The sequence below is a fragment of the Apilactobacillus pseudapinorum genome (assembly GCF_040369555.1).
GTDB lineage: Bacteria > Bacillota > Bacilli > Lactobacillales > Lactobacillaceae > Apilactobacillus.
In genome coordinates this window covers 45,084-61,372 of record NZ_BAABVU010000018.1, presented here as the reverse complement: position 1 = coordinate 61,372, position 16,289 = coordinate 45,084, and the positions used below count along the sequence as shown (strand labels likewise).

Below are 16,289 nucleotides of genomic sequence, written 5' to 3'. Positions count from 1 at the left end.
TGCTTTTAATTTGGATACATGAAATATTAGATATTATGGTTTAAAAAAATTGGAGATGAAAATTTTGAAACATATTATTTTATGGCGCACGATTTTATACATAATCGGTCTAAATATCTTAGCGCTAGGAACTACTTTATTTGCATGTGGACAATTAGGAGTTAGTTCTTTAGTTTCCGTGCCACAAACATTATCTTTTATCATTCATACAACATTAGGACACGCGACAACTATCTTTTTCGTGATTTTAGTCATCGTCGAAATGATTATCTTACGTACCGTTCAAATCAAGATATTACTACAATTAGTACTATCATTTGTATTCGGTTGGTTAGTTGATTTTTACGGCATTACAGTTGGTTTAAAAAAGATTCCACTAGAAGGATTCGGTGAACGCATCCCCGTTACTTTATTAGCAATTATTTGTACCGCATTAGGAATCTTCATGATGGTAAAAGCTGACTTCGTTTTGATTCCAGCCGATGGCTTTGTAAACGTCATTAGCCAAAAGTTAAACAAGCCCTTTGGAATGATGAAATTTAGTTTTGATGCATCTATGATCGTCATTACTATAATCTTAGGATTGGTATTTTTACATCGAATTGCATCAATCGGAATTGGTACATTATTAGCAGTGCTATTCGTAGGTCAATTGATCAATCTATTTAATTACATTCTAGATAAAACTAAAAAAGCATAGAGCATTCGCTCTATGCTTTTTTAAATTTACGACGATAATCTTCATACATTCCAATAATAATTCCGACATTGCATACAACAAAATAAAAGAAGAAAATTACACCAACATTATTCCACCACAATGCTGACGTGTATAACAAAACCCACATGAAGATCAAAGTTATCATGTTTGAAAATATATAATTCTTTACACAAGCATTTCTTTCATCTTTACTATCATATTCATAATAGTCGAAGCCATGCTTCTTAATTAGCCTTCCCATATAACCAGATGCTACAACGATTGCGATTAAATCCATAAATATCAATCCGCTTAAAACATTGTACGGATTCAATATATTGATTAATATCATTGATGAACAAGATGATATCAGTAGAAAAGCAATTAGGCCGACTGCCACCTTATTACCGGCTTCATTGACCACTTTTTCAGAATACTCATCAAAAGGTCTATTGATTCCGTAATACCATTTAACCACTTTAATAAAGAACGTTTCTTTCATATCCTCATCTCCCTAATGCCAAAATAGTGTGTTTAAATCTGTTTGTAATTCTTCAGCTAGACTAACGCATAGTTTTAAACTGGGATTATATTCGCCCTTTTCAATCAAACTTAAAGTTTGACGAGAAATCCCAACTAGTTGCGCCAGATCTTTTTGCTGAATATTCAATTTGGTTCGTATTTCCTTAACTCGATTTTCCAAGATAACCCCTCGCAGCGTCTTTATTTTTGAATTTTATTTTTTAAAGTAATATATACAGCAAAGCCACAAATCACAGCAAAAACTAGCAACATTACATTATTCCATGGACTTAACACTCTCTCCGCAATGGTGTTACCGGCATTATTGGGACCACCAAAGATAACAATTGCTTTTTCCAAAACGAAAAACAATATTCCACAATTCAATCCACGACGTTTAGCCTTTTTTACCAATGTTTCATATGATTGTTCATTAGTTACATCAATTAAGTCAATTTTACTTTTACGTACTTTATATTTTAGAAAAGCTAATGTTACTGACATAGCCAACAAGTTAATCAATAATATGACTGCTAATAAGTTATATAAAAAGTTTTCAGAAGATGAATTTAAAAAGATACATCCAGCAACCAAAAATTCAATAAAACTAAATATAAAATAAGATCCAAAGGCAATAAAACCACTTTCGTATAAGACATTTTGTTGGTATTCATCCCTTTTAGATGGAACACCCAATTCATATTCGATAATTTTGCTTAATATTTTTTTCATTAGATATGCACTTCCTAATTCATTTTAGGTAATATATATATTCCATATGTAAACTATATATTACATGATTCAAAAATGCAAGCATAAAAAAAATACGATTAATATCGTAGTTTTTTAATTAATATTTTTCAATCACCCTTAAAACTTCGTCTCTTTTATATTTAGTGATATCAGAAACTCCTGTTTTTCCGGTAAAAGAATAATGCGTTATTTGTTCAACATCGACATTCAAGTCAAACGCTTTTACCACTGCATCGGCAAGAATATATGTCTTTTTACCAAAACAAATTAAACATTTAGGATCCAATAAATTAACGATAGCAGCAAAAGCTGGTGCATCCACATTAATGAATCTATTGGTTAATTCTTTTACTGTTACAGCTTTATTATATTCATTAATAACCTTTTTATATGGTGCTTTCTTTTCTTTAATTTCGCTGGTATCTTTATTTGCTTTTTTATATTCTTTTTCCAGTTGTTCAAGTTTTTCAAGTTCTTCAAAATTTTTGGCAACTACTTTAGCTGACTCAGAACGAGCTGAAAATTTTTTCTTGAATTCGTATGGGTCAAAGGGTTCAATATCATTCATATTGAATATCTTTTCAGCCTTCATTTTAGGTAAAGCCAATAATTCCTTTGAAATAGTATTAATCCATGATTCACTTATTTCGGTTTTAACGAATTTATTTAAAATGTCCATCGCGAAACTACCATAAGCTTTAGTATCGTGAATGCTGGAATAAATTGACATGTCATGAGACTTAGGACCGATGTCATGATAGGTTTGATAGATAGTTGTGTCTACTTCATCGTCAGTATCTGCTGAGTCTCGTTCAGCATAATTTAAACCAACAAACATGAAGCCATTATCTGTATTAATTGATTCAAAAAACTCGCTACTATTTATATCATTTTTAGATAATAAAGCACGTTTTTTGGGCTTTCTACTTTCATCATTACCATGTGGATATACTAAAAATGTAGCGACTTCATTATATCCATTCTCATCGATTACCTTCTTGAATTCTGCTTTATCATTAGCCTTTTTAATACCCATATAATCAGCTCTTCTCTTTAATTATTAATAAACAATTATAATTATATCCATTTTTTAAAAACTAGAGTTAGATATGCTCAAAAAAATTTACTTATGATATGGACTTCCTTCATTAATCATAAAAGCACGATAAATTTGTTCAGTTAGCACTAAACGCATTAATTGGTGCGGTAATGTGAAACGACCAAACGAAATTTGTGTATCAGCTCTTTTTAGCACTTTTGGCGCTAAACCTAGCGATCCACCGATGACGAAAGTGATATCAGAATGACCATAGGTTGCTAATTGATCAATTTCTTTGGCAAATTCTTCTGATGAGCGTTCTTTACCTAAAATCGCTAATGCATAAACATATTCTTTATCGGCAATTTTGTCTAAAATTCTGGTTCCTTCTTTATCCATCACATCGTTCATCTCAGACTCACTAAGCGATTCGGGCGCTTTCTCATCTGGAACTTCGATAATCCGAAACTTACAAAAACGTGATAAACGCTTACTGTACTCTTCTATTCCGGCTTTAAAATACTTCTCTTTTAATTTTCCAACCACAACAAATTTAATATTCATTTGTGAAATCTCCTTTTTCGATTTTTATAACCACTATATTTAGTGTCTGTCAGTAGTCACAACTACTACTAATATTGTCCAAAAATTGTCAAGATTTTTCTTAGTTATCCACATTTGTGAATAAGTCAAAAATAAGTGTGTAACATCTTCAAACCATTATAGTATCAACGTTTTAAAGGTGTCAATTTAGCGTGGAACTTTCTTTTCCACACTTTTATCCACATAGTTATCCACAATGGGTGAATAACTTAAAAATCGCATAATTACTTGATATATCAATAAAAAATATACATCATCTAGTCATTCGATTTTTTAGTTATACACCGAATGTATGTTTTTTTCTTTGTGAAAACTTGTGAATAAAAATTTCACAAAGATTATTATACAAAATTAAGTTATCGTTCGTAAAATCAAAATAAAAAAGCATCGATTTCTAATCAATGCTTTTAGGTTAATTATTTAGTTGGTAATTCATCTTCTACAATTTGATCTAAGGTTGTTAGAGATGGGATAAAGAACATATTTCCAGTCACTGGATTAGAGAAATCTAACAAGCGATCTGATTGGCCAAACATGTTTTCTAGCATGCGTTTAGTAACACTCCAGTGTCTAGCATAGCCAATGAAATAAGTTCCAGTAGTGCCTTCACTAGGGTTAGAAAATGGCACGTTCATTCTAACGATTTTGTGTTCGATTCCATCATCATTATCTTGAGAAGCAACGTTATGAGCATTTTCTAGCTTTTCGTCATCTTCTAATTCCAAGTCAGAATACTTTTTACGTCCAATCGCCTTTTCTTGGTCTTCAGTCTTTAATGCATTCCAAGCATCCATATTATGGATGTATTTTTGCGCGAAAGCATATGAACCATTTTCAAAGTCAGGGTCTTCATCCCCAATAATCGCGTATGCTGACGCCTTTTGTACTTCTGGATTTTCGGTTCCATCAACAAAACCGATAATCGCACGGCCTTCAAAGTATCTGAATCCCTTGGTTTCATCTTGGACAGTCGTGAAGTCGCGGTAGTAATTTCTAATTTGACTTGCTACTTCATATACGACCGCTTCTGAATTCGCACGAATGTGGATAAATAAATCAGCTGGAGTGGCTGGTGAGGTATATTTAGGTCCTTTGACTGGTTGGAAGTCTTCTAATTCTTGTGGCTTCTTGTAATCAGCAAATAGGTAATCCCAAGCTGAATTAGCAAAACCAAAAGATACTTTTAAGTGTTCTTCTGGGTATCTAATATTCATTGAACGTAAGATTGCTTGTTCTCTCGATACTAGCTCGGCCACCTTTTCACGGTCTTCATCAGGATTACTTTTATTAATAGTTAAAGTTGTAAATAATACGTTTTTACCAGCATCTTTGTACACATCTTGTGCATCTGTTGGATCAAATGGCATATTGATACCCTCTTTCGTAATTTATAATCATTCTAAAATAAGAAACAATCTTATTATACTCTGAAAATCTAATTGTTTTCAAATCTTTTTTAAAATTTTATTAAATTATAACCATCGTATTATGGATTTCAACCAAATGGGTTTAAAATGACCTTGTATTAAACCAAGAGGGGGAATGACCATGACTAATAAATTAACTACTGATGAAGGTCAACCATGGGCAGATAACAATCATTCTTTAACTGCCGGAAATCGTGGCCCTGTTTTATTACAAGACTACCAATTAATTGAAAAACTTGCACACTTTAACCGCGAACGAATTCCAGAACGGGTTGTTCACGCTAAAGGTGCTGGTGCCAAAGGTGTCTTCACTTTAACTAAAGATATGAGTGACTACACTAAGGCTGATTTATTTAATGGAGAAGGTAAGCAAACTCCACTAACCATTCGTTTTTCAGAAGTGGCTGGTGAATTAGGTTACCCTGATACCATTAGAGATGTGCGTGGATTCGCAATGAAATTTTATACTAATGAAGGAAATTACGACATTGTTGGAAACAACACCCCTATTTTCTTCGTTAATGATCCATTGAAGTTCCCTGATTTCATTCATTCACAAAAAAGAGATCCTGCTACCCATCTTCGTTCAGAAGATATGCAATGGGATTTCTGGGCCCATTCTCCAGAATCATTACATCAGGTTACTTACTTAATGGGTGATCGTGGTAATCCATCCAGTTATGTCAACATGAATGGTTATGGTTCTCACACATTTAAATGGGTTAATGCCAAAGGTGAAGCATTCTGGGTTAAATATCACTTTATCTCAGAACAAGGTGTTAAGAATATGACTGAAGAACAAGCCCAAAAAGTGGCTTCAGAAAACACCGATTACCTAATCCAAGACCTATATGACAGAATTAAGAACGGTGAATTCCCTAAGTGGAAGGTTTGCGTTCAATTAATTCCATATGAAGAAGGATTAAATTACAAATACGATATTTTTGATGTTACTAAGACTGTCTCACATAAAGATTATCCACTACAAGAAATTGGTGAATTCGTATTAAACGAAAATCCTGCTAATTACTTTGACGATGTCGAAGAAGCTTCATTCTCTCCTGCTAACTTAGTCCCAGGAATCGAACCTTCATTAGATAAGTTACTTCAAGGTCGTCTATTTGCTTACAAAGATGCTGCTAGATACCGTTTAGGTGCTAACTATGAACATCTTCCAGTAAACAGTCCAAAGAATGGTGCTCATAACTATGCTCGTGATGGATTCATGGCACAAGGACAAGATGGTTCTGTTAACTACGAACCAACTGAAAAAGATAGTCCTCGTGAAGATCCACATGCACATATCCATGCTTATGATGTTTCTGGACAAGTGGGCAACTACAAGACTTATGATGATGACCCATACTCACAAGCAGGTGCACTATATAACATCTACTCTGAAGAAGAAAAAATGCGCTTAGTAGATACGATTGCCAGTCGTTTAGGTAGTATCGAAAACCATGAAAACAAAGTCCTAGAAACTAGAATGTTCTACAAGGCTGATCATGATTATGGTACTAGAGTTGCCAATGCAATCGGATTAGATATGGACGAAATCACTAAAGAATAATCATAAAAAGGCCGCTATATCGTTGATATAGCGGCCTTTTTATGTCTTTTGTTGCAAGAATGTAATATTTAATAATATAACTGTAAAGTTGCACTAACGCGTTTGATATATTACTTCGATATAGTATTAAACATAGAAAAGAAATCGAAGTATTAAAAACAAAAGGAGTTAGATTTTATTTTGAATAAAATTACCAAAACTTTTATCAAATTCTCAGTAATCGCATTTACATCACTTTTAATTCTATTCGCATTCAACATTGCTAAAAATAACGTTTCAGCAAGTGCCTCAGTAAACTGGCAACACGTTGCTGAACAAGGTCTAAGCAAAAAAGATATCGCTGCTAGACGTTGGATCTCATTCCATGAATCATCAAACAGATACTACGCAAAAAACGGTGTCTGTTACGGTAAGTTCCAACTAGACGTTAGTTACCTACACGGTGACCACTCAAAGAAAAACCAAGAACTAACTGCTAACAAATACGTTGCAAGTCGTTACGGTTCATGGTCAAACGCTAAGAAGTTCTGGCAACAACACCATTGGTATTAATCACAACACCTAGTTAACCACTAGGTGTTTTTTATTGCTATTATTTATATGTTTGAAAACATGTTTTGGTAGAAAACAATTCAGAGATAATATAGCTGGTAAAAAAACATGAACCATACTTCATAATTAACAATATAGTAAATGTCATTCAAGAAATAAAAATCATATTATTACCTAATATATATTAATGTCTTATATACACTATCGATGGTTGGCAACTTATAGAATAATCGTGATAAAATTGTAAATAATGTTAGAATTGATTTAAAAATTAAAAACGTAGAAATAATGAACTAGGCGGTGATGACAATTAGTAAATATTATATTGTCGATGACTCTTTATTACCTGAAGCTTTTGGGAAAGTAATTGAAGCTCGTAAGATGATTGACAACGGTGAAGTTAAGAATGTTAGTGAGGCCGTTAAAGCAGTTGGTATCAGTCGTGCCAGTTACTATAAATATAAAGATTATGTATATGAAGCCCAACAATCTTCATGGCAACGCAAAGCAGTTATCTCTTTTCTACTAGATCATAAGAGTGGGATTTTATCCCAAGTGTTAAACGCGATTTCACATCGTGGCGCCAACATTTTAACTATTAACCAAAACATTCCGATTAACGATTCAGCCAGCGTCGTGATTTCATTAGAACTAAGTAATATTGACAGTTCAGTCGATGACTTAATGAATGATATCAATGAAATTGATGGCACCAACAAGGTTAACCTAATCGCCGTTGAGTAATTAGACATAACATGTTAACATCATGTCTAATAAATAGAGAGGAAATTACAATGGATAAATTGCAATTTATGGATTACACTTTTTTGTTTAATCCTGACCATTCTACTTATACCAACAACGACGAAGGGTTAACCTTTTTTATGTTAGATGGTGAAGTTAGAATCAAAATTAGATTCAAAAATGAACGTCTTGTATTGCTACCACAATATGGCGTTACCATTAAAAAAGCCGATGATAAGACATACCACATCATCGCCAACGAATACCAACCCGTTTAGGGCAAGGAGAGCTAAATGAGAGAAGTTCAAATCAGACAGTACCATTTGAGATACGACGATAATCAAATTGACGGTTATTTCGACAAAAGTAACGAAAGACTGGCATTCATAGCTGGCAGCGATTTATTGCTAGCCGTCGACATCGATAACGACGAATTAACGTTTCATCCCAATGGTGGCGACTATGTTTCCATTGAAGAAATCGATGCAACACATTACGAACTAAAATCTGACTTTTAAACTAGGAGAATTCAATGCCTCAAATCACTTTTCATGGTTACACCATCTACTACCAAGAGCATATGCTACCCTTTTTTGATCAAAAAAGAGACGCCATCTTATTTGTAAAATACTTAGCTGAAAATGCGGGCGGCAAAGCATATGACGATGCACAACTAGTAGTTGAATACGATGATGGGATCGTATTTACACCACTTTGGAATATTAAAATCAAACAGACTAACGATAAAGAGTTCATTTTAGAATTCAAAGGATAACAAAAAAGACTCAGCCATTTTGGCTGGGTCTTTTAAATTGTATTAATTTTAGTTCGATTCATATATGATGCTGGTTGTTCTTTTGCGACTAGTGCTGACACTTTACGCATGTGAACACCAAATTCATCAATCAAGTCTTGAATATGAGCGAATTCTGGATGTTCCATTAAATGTGCCATGCGTAACGCAATTGCACGACGTTCACGACTCTTGAAGCATAACTTCAATTGACGACTAATGGTTAACATCTTAGCCAAACAGTATACATTTACTGTCATTGGTGCAGAACCCATCATTTGATCATAGATTTCATCAATAATATCTTGGTTAGTTTGTGACTTAGGGACGAAGGTTCTCACCTTATGCACTAATCCCTTTTTCTTTTCTAGCACGTGTCCACCTTCAAAGAATTGTTCACCTAATGCCATGTAAGTATGTTTCATTACATCGACATTTTGCAATAACTTCGCAATCATTGTGTCCACATCAGCATCTTTATTTCTTTCAATTAAATCCATAAATGAATTTAAGAAATATAGTTTATGTGGTAATGCATCAATGATTTCAATGCGGTTATCTTCATTTAATTTAATTACTCCAGCAGCTGCTAAATCTAATAAACAACTGTCTACTAAATAGGCGCGTAGACGTACGTTTTTCAACATTACACGACTATCTTTGGACTTACTGGTAATTAAAAAATACATTTCAGCAGTTGTAAGTGCCATTGTATAGCCTCCATGAGTAGAATAAAAGTATTCTAACACTTCTTATCTTTTTTTGTTAACCTTTTTATTTGCAACGCTTTGTCGAATCTTCATTGCGCGTTCAAAATTATTAGTAATGACAGCCGCCACACCGTGTTTAATTAAGAAACGTAAACGTAGTGATCCGTTAACTGTCCACACTCTTTCTTTGTTTTCGATATCTGGTTGGAAAAATTGAAGATGCAATGCATCCAAGTGATTAGTTAACAAGAATTCCTTTGGATTATCCACTCTGCGGTCAGTTAGATATGCAAATTGCGCGTCATCTACTAGTTGTTGGACAATTTTGACTGATGACAAATTAAATGATGAATAAATCACTGGGTGTAACAATTCAAATTTGCTTACCATATCGACAACGATTTTTTCGATATTAGGGTAATGAATTTTATCAGTTTTAAATTCTAGGTTAACTAATACGTCGCGTCCTTCAATTAGTGCTAATAATTCTTCTAACTTAGGAATGCGTTCATAATTTTCAAGTGAAAATTGTGATAATTCTTCATAAGTATAGCTATTAACCAAGCCACGTCCGTCCGTGGTACGATCAATGCGTTCATCATGAATAACGACTGGGATATTATCTTTTGTTAAATGAACATCAAATTCTAGTCCATCAATGTGATGGTACAGCGCATAACGAAATCCTTGTAGTGAATTTTCTGGATACAAATCTGGTACCCCTCGATGACCAAAAACCAATGTTTTCATTTTAAAATATCCCCCTTTTGTTTCCTCTCCATTAATAATAAATCTATTTTTTTATTTTGCAATATAATTACTCAATTAATTAGCGTTTATTTTATAGTAAATATTTATTGGAATAATTTTTCTTTTCAAGCGTTTAACGTTATAATTTATATATCAACTAACGCGGAGGAAATTATGATCATAAATGACAAAAAACTACATATGATTACTAAGGCATTGGATAATTCACTACGAATTCAAATCCTCTATTACTTAGAAGATAATCAACAAAGTAATGTCTCCAACTTAATGAATTACTTTGAAACTTCTCAACCTAATATTTCTCGTCATCTAAAAATATTAGCTGATGCTAACTTAGTTTACAGCCAAAAAGATGGCCAAGAACGCATTTATCAACTTAGCGATAACCATGTTTCACAACTACTAGCAACATTAAAAACACATATTAACGATTAAAAAGGTTTATTCTTGACATATATCTATTTTAGTTATATAACTATATTTGTTATATAACAGAATTAGATATATTTTTTATTTGGAGGAAATTATGAAAAAAATTAAAGCGCTTAGTTTGATCGTCTTCATCGCGACATTCGTCTTAATCTTAACTGGATGTTCAGCCAGCAAGAACGATGCTAAGAAGAGTATCCACGTCACTTCATCAGTTAACTTCTATGGCGAAGTTGCCAAAAATGTTTTAGGAAAATACGGTAAAGTAACTTCAATCATCAATAACCCTAACATTGATCCACATGATTTTAACCCTGCCAGTTCAGATGCTAAGAACGTCTACCAAGCTAACTTAGTTATCTATAATGGTTTAGGTTACGACTCATGGGCACAAAAGCTATTAGGTAGTAACAAAAATGTTGATTCAATCAACGTTGGTAGCCTAATGGGTAAAAAGACCGGTGATAATCCACACATCTGGTACAACGTTGCTACCATGGAAAAATTAGCCAACGAATTAGCTGCTAAGTTTGCCAAGTTACAACCTAATCACAAAAAAGATTTCGAAAATAACGTCAAAGCATACATCGATAAGCTAAAAGTACTCAACACTCAACTTGCTGACATCAAGAAGAATAAAATCAACAAGCCGGTAGCCGTTTCAGAACCAGTTTTTGATTATTCACTATCTAACATGGGCTACACCGTTTCTGATAAATCATTTGAAGAAGCCACTGAAAAGGATAACGATCCATCCCCTAAGAGTATTCGTGAAATTCAAAACGATATTAAAGACCATAAATTAGCTTTCTTCGTATATAACAAGCAAGTTAACAGCAAGACTGTCACTAACTTAGTTAAACTAGCTAAGCAAAACAATGTGCCAGTAGTCTCTGTGACTGAAACTAAACCAAGTGATGAACCAACTTACATCTCATGGATGCAAAACCAATATAAAGAAATTCAAGCTATTCAAAACAAAAAGTAATTGAAAAACATTTATCTATTTGGATAAATGTTTTTTTATTTGAAGTCATTTGGAGAAAATATTAGTATATAATGTAGATATAAAATACTATTCAGAATAGGGAGTTTAACCATCATGGCAATTGCACTAGTAAATGAAATGTTTAATGAATTTAACGATCCTGATTTAAGTTACAAGGATTCCAGAGACGGATATACTGAATGGTTTAAATTATCATTTCTAGTTGATGATGGTTTCCATAAATTCGAAGATGGTAAACGTAAATTCATCGAAAAATACGATGAAGAACTACAAGAAGTAATGAGTAACTTCTTAAACAAGTACCAAAAAGAATTCGAATCTTCATTCATTAACGAAAAAGAATTCGAAGTCTTAGATCGTACTAAAGAAATCGTTAAAGATTTAAAATCTACGTTAGAAAAAGAATTTTTAGTTGATGATAAAATCACCATCTTCAGCATTGATTTAGTCGGTAGTTGGCAAGCATTCAAGAGTTCTGGTTCTTCTTCACTAGAACAACGTTTCTACAACGATATTACTAATCACGTTGAACAACAACATCAAAAATAAAGAAGATAGGCATTGTGCCTATCTTCTTTTTTATACTAAAACTGCATCATCAGTATCGATGAATTCACCTTGTCCATCTACGATTCGATAGTTTTTATCAACATAACTCAATAATCTAGCGTCATGGGTAATCACGATGACTGTCTTATTTTGTTTATGCGCTAGTTCTTGTAATACTTCCATTGATTTAATCGCCATTTGACCATCTAAAGCAGCAGTGGGTTCATCCGCTAAGATAATGTCTGGGTTAGTGTAAAGCGCTCTTAAAATCGCCACTCTTTGTTGTTGCCCACCAGAAAGTTCATCTGGGTATTTGTTCATTAAATCAGTCACTTTCAATTGAGCGACTAATTGTTTACATTCATCAACGGTCAAATTCCCTGACTTTTTAACTTTATCCACTAGTCTAAATTGATCTTTGACCTTTAGGTAAGGTAATAAGTTGTATGCTTGTAAGATAAACCCGATGTGGTCTAATCTGAAGCGACTTTGTTGTTTAGCGTTCATGTCCCCATAGTTAGCACCATCAATCATAATTTCACCACTAGTGGCAGAAAGAATACCACCTAAAATTTTCATGAAAGTTGATTTCCCCGAACCAGATGGTCCGGTAATAGCGATAACTTCACCCTTATTAGCAGAAAAATTAATATTGCTTAACGCTTTAGTAGCAGCTTCGTCGACACCAAAAACTTTATTGACGTTATTTAATTCAATTGTAGCCATTATTAAATCCCTCCCATTGCAGTTGCTGGGTCAATCTTAGTGACCGTTCTCATTGGAATTAATGCTCCAATGATTGACATTAAAATAATCATAATCGATACAAATATCATTAATGCAGGATCGAATGTCATTGGTACAGCAGCTGGCATTGAAATTGCAGTTAGGAATGTTAGTAGTGCACTAATTGCGACACCACCAACAGCCAAAATAAGTGCATTTGAGATGACATTCATTGCAAGGTAGAAGTTGGATACCCCTTGTACCTTCATTACTGCGAAATATGGTATTTTTTGCATTGTTAATACATATAAGAAGATTGAAATCACTACTAGTGTAATTAGTAGCAAGAAGACAATCATAAATTCAAAAGTTGAATTTTGCGCACTGTATCCCGGAATGTCTTGAATGAAATCTTCCATTCCCATTACTTGAGTCCCACTAACCGTCTTCTTAGGGTCATTTCTGTAAATAATTGCACTAATCATCGCTTGATCGTTTTTGCCAAACTTTTCTGATTGCACATTTTGTGCGCTCGCATAAATTACTGGTGCAACATTTAATTGATTATTTTTAACTGTTCCCACGATTTTAAATTGGTGACCATTACTACTAAACTTAATTTTTTCGCCCAAACGATAATGGTCTTGTGAGATTAAACTATCATCGACAACCACTTCATACGCATGTTTAAATGTGCGACCTGAAGTAATTTTTAAATCTTTATAAATGAATTGATTTCTATTTAAACCAATAATTTGTGAACCAACCTTGTTATCATCCTTAAGTGTTTGGGCATTCGCACTCATTTGCGTAATGTCGGCACGTTTGTTAGTTGGATATTGCTTAGCTTGTTTTTTGGTAATTGTCGATTGATCTAATAATCCATTCGCATCAGCATTTAAAACGATTTTTTCTGCGTTCCAAGAATCGATTGCTTGACGATTAGCATTGCTTAACCCGTTGGCTAATGCAGTCAAAATAAAGATTAAGTATGCAATCATGATAATTACTAAACAAATTAAACTGTATCTTAATTTATTCTTTTTAATTTCTTGAATTGATAAAAACATCCTACTATCCCCTATTTCTTAATCCCTTATTCAATAATTTCAAAAGACTAGCGAAGTCACTGAATAACTGTTCTTGGTTACCACCACTGAGTACATTTCTAATTGTTTCATGTGCGGCACTAGTTGCCCATTTGTAAGTGATGATAATTTGTTCTTTATCACTTACTGGTCTCCCATCAACTAACAGCACTAAATATTCTTCAGGCATTTTGCGATAATCGTATTCCTTATGCTTTAACTCAAACTGATTATAGACAACGTACTTTTGATAAAAAAATTCATATTGGGTTCCTTTCAAATCTTCAATAAAAGAAGTGGTTGCATCATAAAAAGCTTGTAGTGAATTTTGCTTTTCGGCTCTGATTTGTTGGAAAACATCAAAGTGAACTTCTTTCAAGACTCTTTTTAAAGCATAGCGATAACTATCATGAATATCTTCAAAATATTTATAGAATGAACCACGAGCGATTGAGCAGTCATTAATGATTCTGGCTACTTGCGCCTCCATTAATCGATATTGAGAAAACTCCTTAATCAAAGCGTGAAAGATTTGATTTTGTTTATCTTCATTTAAGTTTAAAAACGTTGTTGTTGGCATTCTTTTCTCCTTTTCGACTAAGTGACATCGTGTCATTTTTAATATATTACAGCCTAGGTGACACGGTGTCAATATATGTGCACAAAAAAAGATGGAAATCATTCCATCTTTTTAAAATTACTTGTTAAGTTGTCTTACGGCTTCTTGAGCTGCATCATTCATAATGTTCCATGGACGATCGAATCCAGGTTGGAAGAAGAAGTCAGCGTAAGCTAAGTCATAAACTGTAGCTTTTTGTTGGATTGCAAATGAGATAGTGTTAATGTTTGCAGTCACATCTCTAGTTGACATGATTTGACCACCAAGGATACGACCATCAGTTGGATCAAATGTAATCTTGAAGTAAACCTTAGCATTTCCAGCTTCTTCTGAAACGAATGCTGGAACTGCCCAGTCTTCTACTAATACTGATTGAGCGTTAGTAACACCACATTTTTCTTGAGTGTCTTGTTTAACACCAGTTGAAGCAAAGTGGTAGTTAAATACTGAAAGTGCTGATGAACCTGAAACGGCAGTCATCTTTAATTCTCTTCCAGCAGCGTTAGCAGCAGCAGTACGTCCTTGACGACGAGCGTTTGATGCTAAAGCAATTGATGATAATTCACCAGTTGGTGCATATGGAACCTTAGTTGCATCCCCAACAGCGTAAATATCTTTAACACTAGTTTCTTGGTGTTCGTCAATCTTGATACGACCACGTTCATCTAGGTCTAATAAACCTTCTACTAATGAAGTGTTTGGAATAACCCCAGCAGTTTCAACAACTAATTCAGCATCAAAAGTACCTTGGTCAGTCTTAACAGCTTTAACTTTACCGTCTTCGCCAACGAATTCAGCAACGTTTACGCTACCAACGAAGTTAACACCGTTTTCTTTGAATTCTTGAGTTAATTTATCAGTAAATTCTGAATCTAGGTAGTTACCTAATAGACGAGGATTGTGGTCTACAATAGTAACTTCCTTACCTGCTTTAGCAAAAGCTTCAGCAGCTTCGATTCCAATGTAACCTGAACCGATAACAAAAACGTGTTTTAGGTCAGGATCTACCATCTTTTGTTTTAGCTTGATTGCCCAGTTACGACCACGCATAGCGTATAGGTTTTCTAGGTCTTTACCAGGAATGTCTAAACGACGAGGAGTAGCACCAATAGCTAAGATTAGCTTATCGTAGCTTTCATCACGTTCTGAACCATCAGCTAAGTTCTTAACATGAACTGATTTGTTCTTTTCATCAATACTTGCAATTTCTTGTTGTACAAATACATGTACACCATCTTTTTCAGCGTTTTCTACAGTTTCATATGCAACTGTGTTTACATCCTTTACAGTACCTTCTAGGTATAATTCCATACCACATGATAAAAATGAGATGAAATCTCCTCTTTCATACCATTGAATTTCTGCTTCTGGGTTTTCTAAAAGCATTCCACGAACGGCTTCGTATCCACCGTGTGAAGAACCGACTACGATAACTTTCATTAGTGTGGCCTCCTAATAATTTTTATATAATATTTCTATAATTTAACTTTGTGATATTTATCACATTACTTTACAACCAATATTTTACCTTTTGCCCGATTATTTAGCAAGCAATATTTACAAAATACTAAAACTTTTTTAATCTTTTCACACAATAAATTAAAATCACTTTCTTCATATAATAATATTCCTATTAATTCTAGAAATTGATTTTTATACTTCCCTTAAAAAGAATGTTTTATTCC

Annotated in this window: 22 protein-coding genes; 10 read left to right on the top strand and 12 right to left on the bottom strand. The window is 33.7% G+C overall.

Translation table 11 applies throughout. The features are described from left to right. Positions 1-64 precede the first annotated feature (64 nt). Positions 65-700 carry a YczE/YyaS/YitT family protein gene (locus ABWU86_RS03545; protein WP_293793879.1) on the top strand — a complete coding sequence of 212 codons (636 nt, stop codon included), beginning with the start codon at positions 65-67 and terminating at the stop codon, positions 698-700. Between the two features lie 10 nt (positions 701-710). Here ABWU86_RS03545 and ABWU86_RS03540 read toward each other — a convergent pair whose 3' ends face one another. The 6 genes from ABWU86_RS03540 to ABWU86_RS03515 all read right to left on the bottom strand — a co-directional run bounded on the left by ABWU86_RS03540 (position 711) and on the right by ABWU86_RS03515 (position 4,984). Continuing rightward, positions 711-1,202: a DUF3278 domain-containing protein gene (locus ABWU86_RS03540; RefSeq protein ID WP_293793880.1), complete on the bottom strand. Its 492-nt coding sequence runs from the start codon at positions 1,200-1,202 to the stop codon at positions 711-713. Positions 1,203-1,214: 12 nt separating this feature from the next. Continuing rightward, positions 1,215-1,406: a helix-turn-helix transcriptional regulator gene (locus ABWU86_RS03535; RefSeq protein ID WP_378252472.1), complete on the bottom strand. Its 192-nt coding sequence runs from the start codon at positions 1,404-1,406 to the stop codon at positions 1,215-1,217. Positions 1,407-1,423: 17 nt separating this feature from the next. After that, entirely contained in the window at positions 1,424-1,954 is a 531-nt protein-coding gene (locus tag ABWU86_RS03530) for a DUF3278 domain-containing protein (protein WP_293793882.1), read from the bottom strand. A 118-nt stretch (positions 1,955-2,072) separates the two neighbouring features. Continuing rightward, a complete protein-coding gene (locus ABWU86_RS03525; RefSeq protein ID WP_293793884.1) occupies positions 2,073-3,011 on the bottom strand; it encodes a hypothetical protein in 939 nt (312 codons plus the stop codon). A gap of 87 nt (positions 3,012-3,098) precedes the next feature. Then, complete coding sequence (gene rlmH, locus ABWU86_RS03520; protein WP_293793886.1) at positions 3,099-3,578, bottom strand: 23S rRNA (pseudouridine(1915)-N(3))-methyltransferase RlmH; 480 nt, start codon at positions 3,576-3,578, stop codon at positions 3,099-3,101. A gap of 455 nt (positions 3,579-4,033) precedes the next feature. Further along, on the bottom strand, positions 4,034-4,984 hold the full coding sequence (locus ABWU86_RS03515) for a Dyp-type peroxidase (RefSeq protein WP_293793887.1): 951 nt from the start codon (positions 4,982-4,984) through the stop codon (positions 4,034-4,036). A 181-nt stretch (positions 4,985-5,165) separates the two neighbouring features. Between ABWU86_RS03515 and ABWU86_RS03510 the strand changes: the two genes are divergently transcribed. From ABWU86_RS03510 to ABWU86_RS03485, 6 genes are all read left to right on the top strand, one after another. Beyond that, positions 5,166-6,614, top strand: coding sequence for a catalase (locus ABWU86_RS03510; RefSeq protein WP_293793889.1), 1,449 nt, complete (start codon positions 5,166-5,168; stop codon positions 6,612-6,614). Between the two features lie 180 nt (positions 6,615-6,794). Further along, the gene (locus ABWU86_RS03505) at positions 6,795-7,166 is read left to right on the top strand and encodes an aggregation-promoting factor C-terminal-like domain-containing protein (protein WP_293793891.1); all 372 of its coding nucleotides are present in this window, start codon (positions 6,795-6,797) and stop codon (positions 7,164-7,166) included. Positions 7,167-7,475: 309 nt separating this feature from the next. After that, a complete protein-coding gene (locus ABWU86_RS03500; RefSeq protein WP_293793941.1) occupies positions 7,476-7,910 on the top strand; it encodes an ACT domain-containing protein in 435 nt (144 codons plus the stop codon). A 50-nt stretch (positions 7,911-7,960) separates the two neighbouring features. Then, positions 7,961-8,188, top strand: coding sequence for a hypothetical protein (locus tag ABWU86_RS03495; RefSeq protein WP_293793893.1), 228 nt, complete (start codon positions 7,961-7,963; stop codon positions 8,186-8,188). 15 nt (positions 8,189-8,203) lie between these two features. Next, positions 8,204-8,428 (top strand): hypothetical protein, encoded by a 225-nt coding sequence (locus ABWU86_RS03490; RefSeq protein WP_293793895.1) that lies wholly within the window; start codon positions 8,204-8,206, stop codon positions 8,426-8,428. A 14-nt stretch (positions 8,429-8,442) separates the two neighbouring features. Further along, positions 8,443-8,685, top strand: a complete 243-nt coding sequence (locus ABWU86_RS03485) for a hypothetical protein (protein WP_293793896.1) — start codon at positions 8,443-8,445, stop codon at positions 8,683-8,685. Between the two features lie 32 nt (positions 8,686-8,717). On the opposite strand, the gene ABWU86_RS03480 is transcribed toward ABWU86_RS03485, so the two are convergent. Next, a complete protein-coding gene (locus ABWU86_RS03480; RefSeq protein ID WP_293793897.1) occupies positions 8,718-9,413 on the bottom strand; it encodes a GPP34 family phosphoprotein in 696 nt (231 codons plus the stop codon). A gap of 42 nt (positions 9,414-9,455) precedes the next feature. Next, complete coding sequence (locus ABWU86_RS03475; RefSeq protein WP_293793898.1) at positions 9,456-10,163, bottom strand: glycerophosphodiester phosphodiesterase family protein; 708 nt, start codon at positions 10,161-10,163, stop codon at positions 9,456-9,458. A gap of 174 nt (positions 10,164-10,337) precedes the next feature. Here ABWU86_RS03475 and ABWU86_RS03470 point away from each other — a divergent pair, with 174 nt between their 5' ends. The 3 genes from ABWU86_RS03470 to ABWU86_RS03460 all read left to right on the top strand — a co-directional run bounded on the left by ABWU86_RS03470 (position 10,338) and on the right by ABWU86_RS03460 (position 12,171). Then, positions 10,338-10,619: an ArsR/SmtB family transcription factor gene (locus ABWU86_RS03470; protein ID WP_187291409.1), complete on the top strand. Its 282-nt coding sequence runs from the start codon at positions 10,338-10,340 to the stop codon at positions 10,617-10,619. Between the two features lie 91 nt (positions 10,620-10,710). Continuing rightward, positions 10,711-11,601, top strand: coding sequence for a metal ABC transporter solute-binding protein, Zn/Mn family (locus ABWU86_RS03465; RefSeq protein ID WP_353321436.1), 891 nt, complete (start codon positions 10,711-10,713; stop codon positions 11,599-11,601). A gap of 114 nt (positions 11,602-11,715) precedes the next feature. Further along, entirely contained in the window at positions 11,716-12,171 is a 456-nt protein-coding gene (locus ABWU86_RS03460; RefSeq protein ID WP_293793900.1) for a hypothetical protein, read from the top strand. A 30-nt stretch (positions 12,172-12,201) separates the two neighbouring features. Here ABWU86_RS03460 and ABWU86_RS03455 read toward each other — a convergent pair whose 3' ends face one another. From ABWU86_RS03455 to ABWU86_RS03440, 4 genes are all read right to left on the bottom strand, one after another. Next, on the bottom strand, positions 12,202-12,897 hold the full coding sequence (locus ABWU86_RS03455; protein ID WP_293793901.1) for an ABC transporter ATP-binding protein: 696 nt from the start codon (positions 12,895-12,897) through the stop codon (positions 12,202-12,204). Between the two features lie 2 nt (positions 12,898-12,899). After that, positions 12,900-13,967: an ABC transporter permease gene (locus ABWU86_RS03450; protein WP_293793903.1), complete on the bottom strand. Its 1,068-nt coding sequence runs from the start codon at positions 13,965-13,967 to the stop codon at positions 12,900-12,902. A 4-nt stretch (positions 13,968-13,971) separates the two neighbouring features. Beyond that, positions 13,972-14,565, bottom strand: coding sequence for a TetR/AcrR family transcriptional regulator (locus ABWU86_RS03445; RefSeq protein WP_353321432.1), 594 nt, complete (start codon positions 14,563-14,565; stop codon positions 13,972-13,974). Positions 14,566-14,682: 117 nt separating this feature from the next. Continuing rightward, positions 14,683-16,044 carry an FAD-dependent oxidoreductase gene (locus ABWU86_RS03440; protein WP_293793905.1) on the bottom strand — a complete coding sequence of 454 codons (1,362 nt, stop codon included), beginning with the start codon at positions 16,042-16,044 and terminating at the stop codon, positions 14,683-14,685. Between the last annotated feature and the right edge of the window lie 245 nt (positions 16,045-16,289).

What these genes read in the sequence shown, in the direction of transcription:
- ABWU86_RS03540 (WP_293793880.1), bottom strand. Translation starts at nt 1,202, where the DNA reads ATGAAAGAAACGTTCTTTATTAAAGTGGTTAAATGGTATTACGGAATC.
- ABWU86_RS03530 (WP_293793882.1), bottom strand. Translation starts at nt 1,954, where the DNA reads ATGAAAAAAATATTAAGCAAAATTATCGAATATGAATTGGGTGTTCCA.
- ABWU86_RS03525 (WP_293793884.1), bottom strand. Translation starts at nt 3,011, where the DNA reads ATGGGTATTAAAAAGGCTAATGATAAAGCAGAATTCAAGAAGGTAATC.
- rlmH (WP_293793886.1), bottom strand. Translation starts at nt 3,578, where the DNA reads ATGAATATTAAATTTGTTGTGGTTGGAAAATTAAAAGAGAAGTATTTT.
- ABWU86_RS03515 (WP_293793887.1), bottom strand. Translation starts at nt 4,984, where the DNA reads ATGCCATTTGATCCAACAGATGCACAAGATGTGTACAAAGATGCTGGT.
- ABWU86_RS03510 (WP_293793889.1), top strand. Translation starts at nt 5,166, where the DNA reads ATGACTAATAAATTAACTACTGATGAAGGTCAACCATGGGCAGATAAC.
- ABWU86_RS03495 (WP_293793893.1), top strand. Translation starts at nt 7,961, where the DNA reads ATGGATAAATTGCAATTTATGGATTACACTTTTTTGTTTAATCCTGAC.
- ABWU86_RS03490 (WP_293793895.1), top strand. Translation starts at nt 8,204, where the DNA reads ATGAGAGAAGTTCAAATCAGACAGTACCATTTGAGATACGACGATAAT.
- ABWU86_RS03485 (WP_293793896.1), top strand. Translation starts at nt 8,443, where the DNA reads ATGCCTCAAATCACTTTTCATGGTTACACCATCTACTACCAAGAGCAT.
- ABWU86_RS03480 (WP_293793897.1), bottom strand. Translation starts at nt 9,413, where the DNA reads ATGGCACTTACAACTGCTGAAATGTATTTTTTAATTACCAGTAAGTCC.
- ABWU86_RS03475 (WP_293793898.1), bottom strand. Translation starts at nt 10,163, where the DNA reads ATGAAAACATTGGTTTTTGGTCATCGAGGGGTACCAGATTTGTATCCA.
- ABWU86_RS03470 (WP_187291409.1), top strand. Translation starts at nt 10,338, where the DNA reads ATGATCATAAATGACAAAAAACTACATATGATTACTAAGGCATTGGAT.
- ABWU86_RS03465 (WP_353321436.1), top strand. Translation starts at nt 10,711, where the DNA reads ATGAAAAAAATTAAAGCGCTTAGTTTGATCGTCTTCATCGCGACATTC.
- ABWU86_RS03460 (WP_293793900.1), top strand. Translation starts at nt 11,716, where the DNA reads ATGGCAATTGCACTAGTAAATGAAATGTTTAATGAATTTAACGATCCT.
- ABWU86_RS03455 (WP_293793901.1), bottom strand. Translation starts at nt 12,897, where the DNA reads ATGGCTACAATTGAATTAAATAACGTCAATAAAGTTTTTGGTGTCGAC.
- ABWU86_RS03450 (WP_293793903.1), bottom strand. Translation starts at nt 13,967, where the DNA reads ATGTTTTTATCAATTCAAGAAATTAAAAAGAATAAATTAAGATACAGT.
- ABWU86_RS03445 (WP_353321432.1), bottom strand. Translation starts at nt 14,565, where the DNA reads ATGCCAACAACAACGTTTTTAAACTTAAATGAAGATAAACAAAATCAA.
- ABWU86_RS03440 (WP_293793905.1), bottom strand. Translation starts at nt 16,044, where the DNA reads ATGAAAGTTATCGTAGTCGGTTCTTCACACGGTGGATACGAAGCCGTT.